Consider the following 16005-nt stretch of genomic DNA (forward strand, 5'->3'; position numbering starts at 1 on the left):
GGCTTTAATCCTAACTTACCCCTACTTTAACTAGTAAAGATGAAATTGTACTAAATACAAAAAACTCGACCAATCACAGGGTCGAGTTTTTATATTACACTAAGAACTAATCAACGGATTTTAAAGCTTCTAACATATCCACTTTTTTAAGATGATGGTTGACATAGAATCCTAATAAACAAATTAACAGCAAGACCGATCCAATTGGAATCGCGTAAACTGACCAACTGACACTTAATGGAAATTGCATCGTATCCGGTGCCACCCCTTCTAAGATAATCCGATGTAAGAGTCGTCCCCCTATTAATCCTAGCAAAATGCCAATAATTGATAAGACAATGGTTTCACGATAGATATATAAGGTCACTTCTCGATTATAAAAGCCCAGTACTTTAATCGTCGATAATTCACGAATTCTTTCTGAAATATTAATTACCGTTAGATTATATAGAATCACAACGGCCAAGGCTAAAGTTGCAATTGTCAACACATTCATCACACTATTTAAAGATTCTACTAAGCTATCAATTTGATTAATAATAGCAGTATTTTGAATGACAGCCTTGACCCCATCCAAAGCCATAAAATCAGCCGCAACAGCCTGAACATGTTCTGCCTGCTGATTATTTAGTTTCAATAGGTGAGCATTGGATTCAAAATCATGGTTCATTGCTTGATGATAATAATCTGCATTCATCAACACATAATGACCCGCAAACATTTGAGCAATCCCCTTTAATCTAAAAGTATATTCAAGGCCTTGATCATCTTTTAATGTAAAAGAATCCCCCACTTGTAGTTTCAGCAGCTTAGCTAATTTACTTGATACAATAACCCCATCTTTAGGTAGGTCCATTCGCTCACCCGATTGGTCATCAAAAAGTTGAATAAAGCCCTTCATATTTGCTTGATCACTTACCATCAAATTTACTTGTTGTTGATCGCTCAGTCCATCAATCTCTTTAGTCATTTGTTGACTATAAATTGGCAATTTCTGGTCAATAGCCGAATCGGCTAACTGATGAAATAAATCTTCTTTTTCTTGGTCACTTAAATGATCCTTATGAACCACCATGGCATCATATTGAATCACCTCTCCAAATTGATAGGAAGCAACACCAGACAAAGAGGATTGCATAGCTAGTCCAGCATATAATAGGGAAACAGAGCCCGCCACCCCAATCACAGTCATTAACATTCGCTGTTTATAACGAAACATGTTACGGGCAGTCACTTTGTTAATAAAAGAGAGTCGATTCCAGATAAAAGGGATCTTTTCTAATAAAATGCTAGATCCTTTGGCAGGAGGTTTAGGTAACAATAATTGAGCAGATGATTCACTCAACTCCTTATAGGCAATCCAAATAGCTGGAATACAAGCAGAAAGAACGGAAATTAGCAAAGCCAATAAAGAAATTGGCCAGTAAATGCGCTCTTTGATTGATGGTAATATCGTTTCTGATAGTAGCGCCGTCTCCAAAAGTTTAGGTAATAAGTATGTCCCCATCAATATTCCTAAGATTCCCCCAATAAATGAAGCAGAGAATCCATAGTAAAGAAACTTCCTAATAACATGTCGATTACTATATCCTAATGCTTTCATGACCCCTGCATTGGTTCTTTCTTCGGCCACAAATCGAGTCATCGTTGTCATTGATACTAAAATAGCGACTGCAAATAGAATAACTGGAAATAGATTACCCACCGCAGAAATCCCATTCGAAGATAAAAAGACACTTAAATAACCATTTCCACCAGGAATAGTTCGCCGCGTATAAGTTTTATAAGTAGGCACTGAAAGATTCATTAATGTTTCTTGGGCGTCATCAATCTCTGACTGTGCTTGATCAATATCAGATTGGCCTGTTTTTGCCTCGCGTTGATAGTCAGTCTTCTTTTGATCAAGTTCTGATTGTGCTTGATCTAATTGATCGATACCTGCTTGGAGTTCAGCTGGATAAATGATATCTGCTTCCTTGATTCCCTGAGCCAACATCTGTTGTTTAACAGCATCAATTTTAATTTGAAGATCAGCCCTTTGCTGATCAAGTGTCGCTTGTGCTTGGTCTAATTGTTCTTGACCATCTTGCAAATCTTTCTTACCTTGGTCGATCTTATCTTGTCCTTCTTCAATCTGATCTTTAATTTCGCTTTTAATTAGCTCATATCTTTTTTGACCATTATCTGCTAATAATTGATCCAATTCATCTTGGTATTGTTCCAACCGTTCTTGATACTCATCGCTAAAACAATTCAACTTTGCTAAATCAGAGTAGGTCAATCGTGCTATCGTATAGTATTCACTATCGAAAGCTTGCTGATCGACCAGACCATAAAAAGCCAGCGCTCCAGATCCAGAAGATGCCTGTCCCAATTCAATATTAGAGATGATCTCGGTCGAATTTACAAAGCCAACAACTGTGTAACTATCTTCTTTAAGGAGTGCAGAGTTTGATTGTTCAAAAGTAATCTTATCACCAATTTGATAACGACCTTGATAGAAAGATGCTAAGGCAATTTCGTCTTTATATTTAGGATATTGGCCCTTAACTAATTCAAATTGTGAATTATGTTCAGTTTTAGAAAAAATCCGAACTGCTTGGCTAGAGTCCTTAACGACGACATCGGTAAAATAACCATAGTCGATCACAGCATGATCCCTAAGTTTATTGATATCCTGACGGTCTTCATCACTTAAGCCCCAATCTGAAATAACAGCCAAGTCCATTGTATGATAATTGTTTAGATAAGACGATGCCGCTTCATTAATCATAGGACCTGTCACCTTCAATCCCACTAGTGCAAAGGATCCTAACATGACTAACATAAGAATGGAGAAAAATCGTCCTTTGGACTTTAGAAATGAACGAAAAATGTCTTTATTTAAACTCTTCTTCAAAATTTTCCCTCCTAATAAGTGATATCTTCAATATTCTTAGGATGTTCATTCACTTCAATTGACCGAATCTTGGCATCATGCATATGGATCACACGGTCTGCAATCGGTGCTATCGCCGCATTATGGGTCACAATTACTACTGTGGCATGTTGCTCACGTGATCGATCTTGTAAGATCTGAAGTATCGCTTTACCCGTTTGATAATCCAAAGCACCCGTCGGTTCATCACACAATAATAACTTAGGATTCTTAGCAATCGCACGCGCAATAGAGACCCGTTGCTGTTCACCTCCAGATAATTGGGCTGGAAAATTATTCATTCGATCTTTTAAACCAACCGATATCAAGGCCTCCTCAGCATCTTGGGCATCGACAACGATTTGAGAAGCCAGTTCAACATTTTCTTTTGCGGTAAGATTCGGAACCAAATTATAAAATTGAAAAACAAAACCTACATCATTGCGTCGATAAGTGGTCAGTTCTTTCGAGCTATAGTTTGCAATATTTTGACCATCAATAATTACTTGTCCTTCATCATTAGAATCCATTCCTCCCAAAATATTTAAGAGGGTAGACTTACCTGCTCCCGAGGCTCCTAAAATAACAACTAATTCACCCTGATTCACTTCAAAGCTAATATCTTCATTCGCGATGATTTCACTTTGACCTGACTTAAACCGCTTATAACTATGTTTTAACTCGATATATGCCATATTTCTACTCCTTAATTGAACATTGTGTTGATTTAATACCCTAACTATTCTATAATAATCTTGACTAAGATACAAGTAGGAGGCTCTATGAAAGCAAAACGACATACTAACACTAAAAATGCCATAAAAAGCGCGCTCACAAGACTCCTCCACGATCAATCCTGGGAGACTTTATCCATCTCTGAAATTAGCCAAGCTGCCAATATTAATCGTGGCACGTTTTATCTTCATTATAAAGATAAGGAAGATATGATGAATCAACTTTTACAAGGATTACTGGATCATGTATCAAATCACTTAGCTAATATTGATCAACAGACTAGCTGGCAACCAAATATCTTACCGATTATCGAATGGCTGGAAAAAGATTTCGATTTCATTGAAAGCGTCGTCAAAGCACGCCCAGATTATATTGAAAAAATACTTAGAGATTATTTATGGCAGCTAATCCAGACATATCCTAGCCTACAACAATACATCAAAAATCAAATCCCGCTACCATCAGATTATGCTTATGAGGTATTTATCGCTTCCAATATTAGCATCGCACTTCATTGGATAAAAAAAGGAGGCAAGGAAAGTCCTGAACAAGTTTCAAAAATGTTTTTCAAATAAAAAGTTCGATTTTGACGCATCATTACATGCATCAAAATCGAACTTTTTATCAATTTAAGATAAATTAGATTTTGTTTTTCCAAACCATTTTTCCAAACCGCCTGTTAAAATATAGACTTGAGAATGTCCTTGTTTCTTTAGGATACCTGCTGCACGTGAGGTCAGATGATTTCCCCCTTCATCATAAAGACACACCGGTAGATCTCGACGGATCTCGCCGCTCCGCATCTTAAACTGGGTAAAAGGAATATTACGGGCTCCTAAAATATGTTCACGATCAAATTCAGCGGCTTCTCGGACATCCACCAATTGAAGCTTACGAATCCGTTCATTCAAATCCATCGCACTGATCATTTGAGCCGACCGTTTGCGCAAAAACCATAGATAAGCCTGATAAACTGCAAACAAAATAATTACTATTAAAATAACACTCGATAAAACTCTTAAAAATGACATAAGATCCTTCTTTCTAATTATTCCGAATAACTAAAGCTGCTGCCCCAATTAATCCCGCATCATTGCCCAAATTTGCTAGTGCTATTTGGGTTTGCTCTTTAATAGGTGGATATACATAGTTCAAATATTTCTCTTTAATCGCATGGATCAAAAATTCTCCCGCCATTGAAACGCCGCCACCTATCAATATTAATTCAGGGTTAAGAATATTGGCAATATGTGAGCAAGCTAAAGCCAAATAATGACTAAATTCATCAAAAATCTGCAAAGCCAACAAATCACCTGACTTTGCCGCATTGATAATTTGCTTAGCGTCGATCATTGCCCCCGAACGATAATCCTTGAGCAATTCTGATGAAACAATACTTTCTTGAGCATAATGGTCTAGAAGGTTGACTAGACCCGTTGCAGAAGCCACCGATTCCAAACAACCATATTTCCCACAAGTACAGCGATACGTTCGACTTGTATCAATCGTTAAGTGACCAATCTCACCGGCAGAGCCCCAAGAGCCTTCGATTAAACGACCACCGCTGACAATTCCACCACCAATACCTGTTCCCAAAGTAACCATTACCAAACTTTGATGCCCTGCTCCAGCACCTAACCATTGCTCTCCTAAGGCCGCCGCATTAGCATCGTTGGTTAAATAAAAAGGCAGAGGTAAGGATAAATTAAAACTCTCTTTAACAGGGAACGCTGTCGCCCAATTCAAATTATAGGCTCCTTTAACAGACCCATCTGCTAAAACAATCCCAGGTGTCCCCATACCAATCCCCTTGATATCTAGTAAGTCTAGATCCAAAATGGTTAGTTGCTCATGAATTGACTGAATTAGATTGGAAACGATATAGCGCCCCTGGTCACGAATATCTGTAGGCAAAGACCATCGATGGTGAATAGCTCCCTCAGTGTCAATCAAGGCCATCTTCGCAGAAGTGCCACCTAAATCGATGGCCAGACTTAATTTATTCTTAGAAGCCACCGAGTATCGCTCCTTTCGTACGTTGAATTCCCCAAAATAACATTCCTAGGCTTAGTAAAATAACGGCTATTAAAGCAAGAAATCGATCTCTTTTATCAATGGTTGATCGATAACCTGATCCCAATCCTAATATTAATGTAATCAGTGCTCCAAAGACTGCTCCACCAAAATGACCCCAATTATCAATACCGGTGGACATGAAGCCTGTGACAATATTTAATACAATTAATAAAGCAAAGTTGATGGCTCTTTGTTGCAAGGCGAATGAGTGAGGATACATCTTAGCTAAAATAACATAGGCCACAAATAATCCAAAAATTCCTGTTGAAGCGCCTGCTGATACATTCATATTTAAGGCAAAAGAAAAAAGATTGCCACCAAAACTAGCCACAAAGAACAAACAGGCAAAACGCCAATGACCCATTAAAGCTTCTAAATCCTGCCCAATAAAATAGAGTGTCAAGCAATTAAAAAATAAATGTTCGAAGCCTATATGAATAAATGAAGGTGTAATCAATCGATACCATTGATGATAAGCGACAATATGAAAGTTGGACTTGGCACCGGTAGCAATCAAAGCATCAAAAGATGTGCTTGATCCAAACCGAATCAACATATAAGCATAAACGATTACATTAATAAGTAGTAAACTAAAAGTAACATATGATTTTTTATAGGATGATAGTAGGTGCATAAAGACCTCCTTTTTTATTAATTAACCTTATTATACATGATTCCCCCCTCTGCTGACGAGTAAATTAACAAAAGTCCAAGATTAGTTACCTTCTAAACGAATTAATGACCTATTCCAATTATTATACGTGCCAAATTTTACCTTGAACATACACATCTTATATTGAAAATAAAAAAGACGGTCATACAACCGTCTTCAATAAAGATTATTTTTTAACTTCACGGTGAAGTGTTACTTTACGTTCACGTGGACAATATTTTTTAGTTTCAATCCGGTCAGGATTGTTTCTTTTATTCTTACTGGTTAAGTAATTACGTTCTCCACATTCAGTACATTCTAAGTTAATATTAACGCGCATCATATTCCCTCCAATCGGATCTAAAATTATCTTACTAGAAGCACCTAACTAGTATAACACGATTGACACATTCATGCTACCGTTTTTTTATTATTGATGATAGTAGGCACCATTCGTTAATTGACTTGCTATCTCATGAATGGTCATCGAGGTAGACAACTCGTGGTCACCTGCTTGGATCAATCCGGATAGATTCCAATCAGAAATCAACTGTTCAAATTCGGCCGCTGAAGAAATAAAGCCTTCCGATTCAAGTCTTTGAGCTATCTCCCCTGCACTTTCACCTTGATTGACTGTAAATATTTGATCCCCTTTAACAGTTGATTCACTCTCATCCTCGGCAGTTTCACTATCATCCTTAGGTAACAAGATACCATTTGATTCTAATAGAGATTTATAATATTCCAAAGACTCAGCTTGATTATTTACTTTTTCAGTTAGACCCGTATTTTCAAGATTGATCGATGCAATATTTAAATTTAATTGATCCTTTTCTTCCTTGACTTGACTCAGCTCTTCGACCACAGATTCATTGGCCTTTGAATTCTGTCCTTTTAAAACACTCGGTAAGGTAATTCCAGAAATGGGGACCTGTCCTTGATAAAAAATAGCAAATGCCCCCGTTAGAATAGCAGCTAGTAAAAAGCCTACACCGAGTGAGCGTAAGGATTGCTTACTCATTATCTCATCCTCCTTTTAACGGTTCTCAATATATTCATCAATGAAGTATTGAACGGTCTCAGCTTGTTCATTCACTTCCTTGGCAATTTCATTCACTGTGTAACCTTGAGAGTAGAAACGAATAATTTCCTCTCTCGTTCTTTCTGTAATATTCATATTTACACTCGGTCCTTCATCAACGACTTCTGTAGAAACACCAGATTGATCCGCTACTTTTACGGTAATATCTGAATCAGCGGGATTTGTAGAATTGTGATAAACCTGATCTGCCGTTAGGGAAGATACATTTGGAAGATTTTCATTATCTTCTAGTCCCACTTCTTCATAGATATCCCGTTCAATTTGTTTGATTTGACCCTGCAAATCAGAAAGCTTTTGTTGATGCTCATTAAAATTGTCATCCATCTCTTGATAATCCTGACTGTCTTTAGCAAAAAGTGAGGCGAATAATAAAATAATCGCAATCACTAAAAATGCCAATACTAAAATCCATATATCCATTCTTTTCACCTTCTATATTTTTCTTTTATTATAACAAATTAAATCCAATTTGAGTAAAAAAGCCAATAAATATTATTGAACACTGGTTGTCGTTTGTTCAACTGAACTTTCTGAGTCCGCCTCAGTTGAAGTAGAAATAGCGTTCGTATCAACACCTTCTTGACCCTTAATTAACTGATTCGTCTCACTTTGTGATTCAAAATAAATATCCATAATTTGCTTGGCTAAATTCAATACGTCAACCCCTAGAATTCCTTCCTTAAGATAAGGAACCACCACTGCAACCGCAATTTCCGGCTTATCATAGGGAGCAAAACCTATAAATGACGCATTCGTTACAGGATTATTTTTTGCATACTGGATAGGTCCTGAATAGAATGCCTCTGCCGTTCCGGTCTTTGAACCTAATTTTATCGGATAATTCAAGAAGTACCGGCTTGCCCCACCTTCATTAGTGTGAGAAACCTGATACATCCCTTGGTGTATCCGATCCATAGCCGCAGGATCAATATTGATATCATTTAATAATTTTGGAGGAACCGTTGCTAAGACACCCCCAAGTTCACCATTGGAATCAGTACTCCGAATTTCTTTAACCAAACGTGGAGAAAATCGTTTGCCCCCATTAGCTATCGTTGCTGCATACTGCCCCAACTGTAAGGGCGTATACAAGTCAAACTGTCCGTAAGATAAATCCAAGGCAGATACCAATTGATTACTCTTAGGAGAAAAACCTTGAGATTCATTTGGTAAATCAATACCCGTTGATGTCCCTAGACCAAACTCTGAAAAATGTCGTCGAATAATATTAATAGTATCAGGATTAATATTTAATCGACCCTCTTTTTCGTAATTTAGTTGACCACCAATCTTCATAGCTAATTTAATCATATAAATATTAGAGGACTTTTGAATAGCTGTAATATCGTCGACAGGTACCTGACCATTCCGATTAAAAACGGATGACTTAACTTGAGATGCCTGGAATTTCATTGGCTCATCCACTAAAACATTATCAGTTAAACTAATCGCTCCTTCTTGATATCCGGTTGCCACCATTGCTGGCTTAACCGAAGAACCCATACTATAAGAAGAATTGATGGCCCCTAGGACATCGTCTTGAATTTGATCATAGTTATAAGAATCAGTGGCTTGATCATAGGCAAATTTTTTACCAGAAATCCCTAATATATCTCCATTTTGAGGATTAAGAGCTACCACATAAATCCGATCGTTAAGATATTGATTAGGGCCAATATTTTTAAGATTCTCCTCGACCACCTGATCTAATTTCTTTTGGAAATCACTATTTATGGTTAATACTAAGTTAGCTCCCTTATTTCCGGGATAGACTTGCTCATTTTTTAAAATATCATCTTGTGAGTCCGTCACAATATTATTCACAGACTTAGTACCTCGTAAAACGGTCTCATATTGTTCTTCCAAGTAGGACATTCCTACCCGATCATTCATGGCATACCCACGCGTTAATAATTCTTTAGCAGTATCGCTAGGAATTCCGCGTTCTTCGGTAGACACCTGACCCAAAATTGACCTTAACATATCACCTTGTGGATAAGTCCGTTGCCAATCGGTCCCCAATTGTATTCCTGGTAAAACAGACATATTTTCACTAATTCGTGCAATTTCTTCCTGGGTTACATTTTTATTCTTAATAGGAACTGTAGATAGAGCATAGGCAGAGGACATTCGGTTATAGATCATTGCTATTTCTAACTCAACATCCGAAAAATTTAAGTCTTCCGGCTTAATTTTATCAAGTTGAGCCTGATAACCCTTAGTACCTTTTAAGGTTTTTTCTTCAGCAGTCATCCGACTAAGTACTTCATCTCTCCTAGTGGCTAAAAAGTAATTTTTTAGATCCACCTCGGTTAAAGATTGAGTCGGCAACTCGATTAAGGAAGCTAGTTGTTTGGCTACTGTTAAAATCTCTTTAGAAGAAACTTGGGAATCTCGACCCCGCGTATATAGAATCGCTCTCTCTGGTTGATTACCAACAACGATTCTACCTAAACTATCATAGATCATTCCCCGAGGAACTGACCCCGTTGAAATCGTTGAATCTGTTCGCTCTACCATTTGAGTCAAACTCTGTCCCTTATAAAGTTGCAAATAACCTAATCGAACAAAGAGTGCCACAAATGCTAAGAAGGATACCGTAAATAAAATATTTAAACGGCGAGGAATGTGCGATTTTTTCTTTTTTCTTTTTAATTTATAGTTTGAATTTATCATAAACCTCATACTTTCTCTTGATCAAATCATAATCCATTAAATTATAGCAAATTATCAAACCGTTTAAAACCGAGATAAAAAATTTAGTCAAATGATTTAGCCAAATCTTCTAAATATTCTTCATAGTGGTAGGCCCTTTAGCAATTAAAATAATTTCCTTCTGAAAATTTACTTCTTTTATCTGATTGCTTACAAAATGAGAAATCCCCCATGCAAAAACAAAGCGTCTTTGTTATGATAGTTGAGAATTTTATTTTAAGGAGTCCAATATGTTGAGATTTAAATATGCCGACTACCTGCTTACAGGAACCATAACCGGCTTACTACTCGCTCTACTTGCCCTAGTCAATCGTTTTATTCCCTTCGCTATTGAAGATGGTAGAAGCCTTCTAACAATTGACTTAAGTCAACAATACCTTGACTTTTTTGCCCTGTTTCGTCAGGCCTTACTACATGACCCTAGTCAAATCCTTTACTCCTTTCATAAAGGTCTAGGTGGCGAAATGCTAGGATTATGGGCCTACTATCTTATTAGTCCCTTTAATCTGATTCTTCTTATCTTTCCTAAGAATCATTTGGACCTAGCCATCAGTTTTCTAACTGCTGCGAAAATCATGGCTTCTAGCATCAGTTTTTATTTTTTAGCAAAATCACTCTCTCCCAAGACTCAATATAATAATTTAGCGCTAGCCCAATGTTATGCCCTCATGTCTTATACAATCGCCTTTTCATTAAACATTATGTGGTTTGATGGATTGGTGCTATTACCTCTTATAGTTTATGGCCTTGAAAAAATGATTCGCCAACAATCACCTACGTTTTATGTCTTTAGCCTAAGTCTGTGTCTAATCTGTCATTATTATATTGGTTACATGATCTGCATATTTCTAGCCTTCTATGCCTTGTATGCGATTATTTGTCAAGAATCCTCAATCAACTTTAAAAATATTCTTAAACGGTATACTCATTTTGTAAAGTATTCACTCATCGCTACTTTAATAGCAGGGATCGTTCTTGTTCCAGCATTTATCTCTATGCTGTCATCAAAAGCAGCTCAGATGACAGGGGATAATCAGCTCGTCTGGGAGATTGTTCAAGAGCACTCTTTTTTGGATATTGCTTCTAAATTCTTCATAGGAGCCTTTAATTATGATCAAATGGCTACTGGATCTCCTAATATCTATATAGGAATGTTTGCTTTTATTCTAGCTCTTTCTTATTTTATGACAAAAGAAATCCCGCTTAAAGACAAGTTAGCAGCCATATTTATACTTTTAATGTACTATGTCTCTTTTTCGATCGAGCTATTCGATAAGCTTTGGCATATGGGACAATTCCCTATCTGGTATAATTTCAGATTTTCTTTTACTTTCTGTTTTTTCCTATTGGTATTAGCCCTAAAATCTGTGCGAAAAATCGAAGGTTCCCTATCCAATAAACAAGCACTCATCTTGTTAGTTGCTTTCTTTGTTTTGGGAATTCAATACAAGGGAAATGATTACGCTTATTTAAGCTTTGGAAAAATTGCCTTAACAGGATTATTCTGGATCCTAACGCTTTGGTTATTAGCCAATAAATGGTTACCCAAAAATCACCGACAAATCCTGCTACTTGCCCTTTGTTTAGCAGAACTAACTTCAAATGCTTTCTTGATTATTTCTGATAATGATACCTATCTCTTAGCAGATCGTTATCAAGACTATACTCAATTGCTCGATGAAGCAATCGATCCGATTCGCCCAAAGCGTGATCAATTCTATCGAATCAGTCAAAACTTTTTCCGAACAAAAAATGAAGCTTTTTTTGGAAATTACTTTGGTCTGAACCACTTTAGTTCGACATTAGAAAAACATATGACAACCCTTTATCAGTATTTGGGGCTAACCAGTGGTATGAACACAATGACCTATTCACCGGGAACGCTCTTTACGGATGATTTGTTCAATGTCCGCTATCTGCTAGATGTAACCTCTAATACCGAGATGTCTACCCCTGATAAAGGCTATACCCTATATCCTAAAACTAAAGACTTAGATATCTTTTCATACCCACTTATCGAAACGAAAAATCGTTATCGAATTTATGAAAATACTGAACGTTTAGGTTTTGGCATTGAGGTGTCCCCTAAAATTATTCAGTCGCAATTTAATAACTATCAACCCATCCAAAATCAAGAAAAACTTCTACAATTAATCGCTTATGATGGTGACCATCAACCCTTCTTCGAACCCATCGAATTAGATAGTACGCAATATGATAATGTGGAGGTATTGGATCGGGGCGACGGGGACTTCTATACTTATGCTAAAAAGGATAACAACCGACCTGGATCTATCTTGATTCGTTTTTCAACAACAAGCAGCGACCCCTATTACTTTACCCTTCCTAGCCAGTATTCACCATCGCAAGTAGAATTAAGGCTAAATGGTCAAGATTACGACTACCACCTTACATCTGATGGCCGCCAAATTATTAATGCTTCTTATAATAAGACAAAGAACCAACAAACTTTTCGAATTAATCTAAAAAAAGGACAGCTTAAAGCTAATTTAATGGCTCTATATCGCTTTAATCTGAAGAAGTATCAAGCTATGATCCATGAAAAACAAAGTCACCTTTTTCAAATCAAGCATTTTTCTTCAACAAAAATTCAAGGTGATATAAGCATTCAACAAAATCAGGCTTATCTTCTTTTCCCGATGGCTTACGATCCGGCCTGGTCCATCAAAGTTGATGATCAACTTGTTAAACAAGAAAAGGTCCTCAACGATACGATGATGGCGATTCCTATCACACATGGTGACCATAAAGTGACCTTATCCTACCGCCCTAAGTCAATTTTCTATGGATTCATTATCACCGCTCTTGGACTGCTCCTATTTCTCGCAGCTTATAAAAGTGATCAAGGGACTTTAATCAAAAATCAATCTTAAGATAAACTTGCAGACCATTCCAATATTCGTTAAGATAAGTACGAAAATATAATGAAAAGGATGTTTCTATTTGAAGCGTACATTTTTAATACTTAAAGCCGCCTTGTCAAATCCGCGCTATTTCATTGAAGGTATTGATTTAGCCTGGTCAAAACACGTTATACTGGCACTTATTGTCACACTTTTTATGGCTTTAAATACTTTTATCGCGATTCGTCCAAGTTATCAAAACCTCTTAGATAATATTGGCCAAGCGGATACCCATGTTCCTAAATTTCAAGTTAAAAACGAGGAACTTCAACTGGCCTCTGGTGAAAAATCACTTTACTATCATTCCGCCCCCTTCCAATTGGTCGTTGATGACCAACTAGTTAACCATAGTACTGACGGTGGCCTTATACTAAATAATGAAGACGCTGAAAAAATATCGTCAAACTCATTAGTGAATTTGATTTTAAGCAAGGATCAAATTTTATTCTACCTAAAAGGCCAAAATCAATTAATGACCTTTGACTATCAAATCATTCCTAATGAAGCAAGCCTTCATCAAAGTCTTGATCTCTTAAGAATGTCTAAACCACTGGTCTTCTTTAGCACGTTTCTATTAAGCTTCTTATTCTATGCTTACTTAATCGCATTAACAACTTTATTCTCAGGAATTCTAAATTTTTGGCTAAATACCCCTTTAACTTTTTCTTACCGATTAAAATTAGTCATTATGTGCAGTTTCTTCCCTTTGATCTTTCTACAAATAATTCAAATGTTTTTACCGAATTTCTATCTGCCGATTTTCGCCATTGTGGTACTCATCTTAATGATTGCCTATTACGCCTTTAAGCGTCATACACTCTTTATCCGTGAAGTGATGCAAAAAATTCAAACGATCGATAAAGATGAATTTGCTCGTCTCGTAAACGAAGATCCTAAAAGCCTGCATGAATACTTAGCAGGCCCTGATCAGGCGGATCTTATTGATCAAAAAGAAATCGATGAAATCCAAGAGTTTATCAAAGCTAGCGAAGATAAATCCGATAAAAATTCTGACGATCATTCTAAGGAAAATCATGATCATCCAAAAAAATAGCAAAAATAAAGAGGCTGTGACATAAGTCCACCAAAAAACCGGCTGAATCGTTGTAATATCAACGATTCAGCCGGTTTTTATGTTATAATTAAGTTAATCAATAAAAAAACAGAGGACCTCACCCCTCTGTTTCCATTTCAATCCTAGAAAGGACCAAAAAATGCATACTCATTATAACCTAAATCAACTTTATTTGGAAGTCTCTTATCAATACCGCCCTCAAGAAGATCACATCAGCTACTATATTCATCAATTTGTGGACTCTCTAGAGATTCATTATCCCTATCTCTTTGGTCGTCCTCGTAAATATGACTTCTCGATGTTACTCAAGTTATTATTATATGCTTATTCTCGCGGTGTCTTCACCAGTCGCTCGATGGAACAATTGGCTCGCGAAAATCTGCCCGCTATCTGGTTGTGTCAAAATGAAGTACCTTCTTACCGTACAATTTGTCGATTTAGACAGTCCGATGAATTAGCTGACATTCTTAAACAAAGTTATGATGAATTTGTGCGGTATTTAAGACAACAACGACTTATCGATGATCATCTCTTTATTGATGGGACAAAAATCTTAGCGGATGCCAATAAGTACAGCTTTGTCTGGAAAAAGAACACGATCCGCTTTGAAGCAATGAATCGACAAAAGATGACCGAACTCGTCAATGAAATGCGTCAGTATTATCAAATGGGGTTGATTCCAGAAGAGACCCCACTAACGCTTGAAGGGCTTGAAGAAACCATTACCCAGCTTGAAGTTCGCTTAGAAGACTTAGAGGAAACCATCGAAGAGTCTCCTCGGTTGTCACCGAATCCTCACAAAAAGGAGCAGCGAAAAGTCAAGAGTCAATTGAGGCGCATGAAACATTGTCATTCCAAGCATCAACACTATCAAACGCAACGAGCCATCTTAGGTGAACGTCATTCGTATTCAAAAACGGACCCCGATGCGACCTTTATGCGAATGAAAGAAGATCCCATGAAGAATGGTCAGTTGAAACCGGGCTATAATTTACAGATTGCCACCTCTCATCAGTTTGTTTTAGCTTATGAACTTTTTTCAAACCCGACAGATACGCGGACATTAAGACCTTTCTTTGAGAGTCATCAAGCACTGTTTCGCTCCTTTTCAGTGGTGAGTATGGATGCAGGATATGGCTCTGAAAGTAACTATACTTATCTTGAAGAAAGCTTTCCCGAAATCACCGCATTAATTCCTTATGGCACGTATCTTAAAGAACAGAGTCGAAAATGGCGAAGTGACGACTCAAAAGTCATGAATTGGGACTATGATGAAAAAGAAGACTGTTACGTCGATCCTCAAGGGGTACGATTTAATTTCTTCGCTTATCGCACCCGAACGGATAAGTATGGTTTTGAAAGAAATTTTAAAGAGTATCAAGCAGAACGGATCGATGAGAATCAACAAGAAATTGAAGCAGCCCTTACTCAGAAAGGATATGTCCGAAAAATTACGGTTAATCCTTCGTATGACTACTTCAAAGCCAAGCAAAGGGGGCTCTTAAAAGATCCGAAATATCGTCCAATTTATAGCCAGCGGAAGATCGATGTTGAACCAACATTTGGTCATCTGAAGGCTTGTTTGGGATTCACTCGATTTCATGTTCGAGGGAAACAGGCCGTGAATAATGAGATGGGATTAGCTCTAATGGCAACTAACCTAAGAAAATTGCGATTAAGAAAGACAGAAAAAGAAAGAACCCAGAAATTTTACTCCTATTGGATAAAATTTCTGGGTATTTTTGAGACTTGTGTCACAGCCTCTTTAACTCTAATTAAAAATCAATCATAGCTAAAGGGAGCGTTATA

General features: G+C 37.1%; 13 protein-coding genes. 4 read left to right on the forward strand and 9 right to left on the reverse strand.

The genetic code is table 11. From position 1 onward, the window contains the following. Positions 1–106: 106 nt before the first annotated feature. Positions 107–2899 carry an ABC transporter permease gene (locus HMPREF9706_RS02215; RefSeq protein WP_006907735.1) on the reverse strand — a complete coding sequence of 931 codons (2793 nt, stop codon included), beginning with the start codon at positions 2897–2899 and terminating at the stop codon, positions 107–109. A gap of 11 nt (positions 2900–2910) precedes the next feature. Next, complete coding sequence (locus tag HMPREF9706_RS02220) at positions 2911–3612, reverse strand: ABC transporter ATP-binding protein (protein ID WP_006907736.1); 702 nt, start codon at positions 3610–3612, stop codon at positions 2911–2913. Positions 3613–3699: 87 nt separating this feature from the next. Between HMPREF9706_RS02220 and HMPREF9706_RS02225 the strand changes: the two genes are divergently transcribed. Then, complete coding sequence (locus HMPREF9706_RS02225) at positions 3700–4227, forward strand: TetR/AcrR family transcriptional regulator (RefSeq protein ID WP_006907737.1); 528 nt, start codon at positions 3700–3702, stop codon at positions 4225–4227. A 54-nt stretch (positions 4228–4281) separates the two neighbouring features. Here HMPREF9706_RS02225 and HMPREF9706_RS02230 read toward each other — a convergent pair whose 3' ends face one another. The 7 genes from HMPREF9706_RS02230 to HMPREF9706_RS02260 all read right to left on the reverse strand — a co-directional run bounded on the left by HMPREF9706_RS02230 (position 4282) and on the right by HMPREF9706_RS02260 (position 10167). Beyond that, positions 4282–4683: a rhodanese-like domain-containing protein gene (locus HMPREF9706_RS02230; RefSeq protein WP_006907738.1), complete on the reverse strand. Its 402-nt coding sequence runs from the start codon at positions 4681–4683 to the stop codon at positions 4282–4284. Between the two features lie 13 nt (positions 4684–4696). Further along, entirely contained in the window at positions 4697–5668 is a 972-nt protein-coding gene (locus HMPREF9706_RS02235) for an ROK family glucokinase (RefSeq protein ID WP_006907739.1), read from the reverse strand. Beyond that, positions 5658–6362, reverse strand: a complete 705-nt coding sequence (locus HMPREF9706_RS02240; protein ID WP_006907740.1) for a rhomboid family intramembrane serine protease — start codon at positions 6360–6362, stop codon at positions 5658–5660. Before HMPREF9706_RS02240 ends, HMPREF9706_RS02235 begins: the two co-directional genes overlap by 11 nt. A gap of 205 nt (positions 6363–6567) precedes the next feature. Continuing rightward, entirely contained in the window at positions 6568–6720 is a 153-nt protein-coding gene (gene rpmG, locus HMPREF9706_RS02245; protein WP_006907741.1) for a 50S ribosomal protein L33, read from the reverse strand. A 90-nt stretch (positions 6721–6810) separates the two neighbouring features. Beyond that, positions 6811–7401 carry an MltG/YceG/YrrL family protein gene (locus HMPREF9706_RS02250; protein ID WP_006907742.1) on the reverse strand — a complete coding sequence of 197 codons (591 nt, stop codon included), beginning with the start codon at positions 7399–7401 and terminating at the stop codon, positions 6811–6813. Between the two features lie 15 nt (positions 7402–7416). Beyond that, the gene (locus tag HMPREF9706_RS02255) at positions 7417–7902 is read right to left on the reverse strand and encodes a terminase gpP N-terminus-related DNA-binding protein (RefSeq protein ID WP_006907743.1); all 486 of its coding nucleotides are present in this window, start codon (positions 7900–7902) and stop codon (positions 7417–7419) included. 72 nt (positions 7903–7974) lie between these two features. Next, positions 7975–10167 (reverse strand): peptidoglycan D,D-transpeptidase FtsI family protein, encoded by a 2193-nt coding sequence (locus tag HMPREF9706_RS02260; RefSeq protein WP_006907744.1) that lies wholly within the window; start codon positions 10165–10167, stop codon positions 7975–7977. Positions 10168–10427: 260 nt separating this feature from the next. Here HMPREF9706_RS02260 and HMPREF9706_RS02265 point away from each other — a divergent pair, with 260 nt between their 5' ends. The 3 genes from HMPREF9706_RS02265 (at position 10428) to HMPREF9706_RS02275 (ending at position 15988) form a co-directional block, all read left to right on the forward strand. Further along, positions 10428–13091 (forward strand): YfhO family protein, encoded by a 2664-nt coding sequence (locus HMPREF9706_RS02265; protein ID WP_006907745.1) that lies wholly within the window; start codon positions 10428–10430, stop codon positions 13089–13091. Between the two features lie 70 nt (positions 13092–13161). Further along, on the forward strand, positions 13162–14175 hold the full coding sequence (locus HMPREF9706_RS02270) for a DUF1189 family protein (protein ID WP_006907746.1): 1014 nt from the start codon (positions 13162–13164) through the stop codon (positions 14173–14175). A gap of 160 nt (positions 14176–14335) precedes the next feature. Beyond that, positions 14336–15988 carry an IS1182 family transposase gene (locus tag HMPREF9706_RS02275; protein WP_006907747.1) on the forward strand — a complete coding sequence of 551 codons (1653 nt, stop codon included), beginning with the start codon at positions 14336–14338 and terminating at the stop codon, positions 15986–15988. Positions 15989–16005 lie beyond the last annotated feature (17 nt).

The organism is Facklamia hominis CCUG 36813, assembly GCF_000301035.1.
Classification (GTDB): Bacteria; Bacillota; Bacilli; order Lactobacillales; family Aerococcaceae; genus Facklamia; species Facklamia hominis.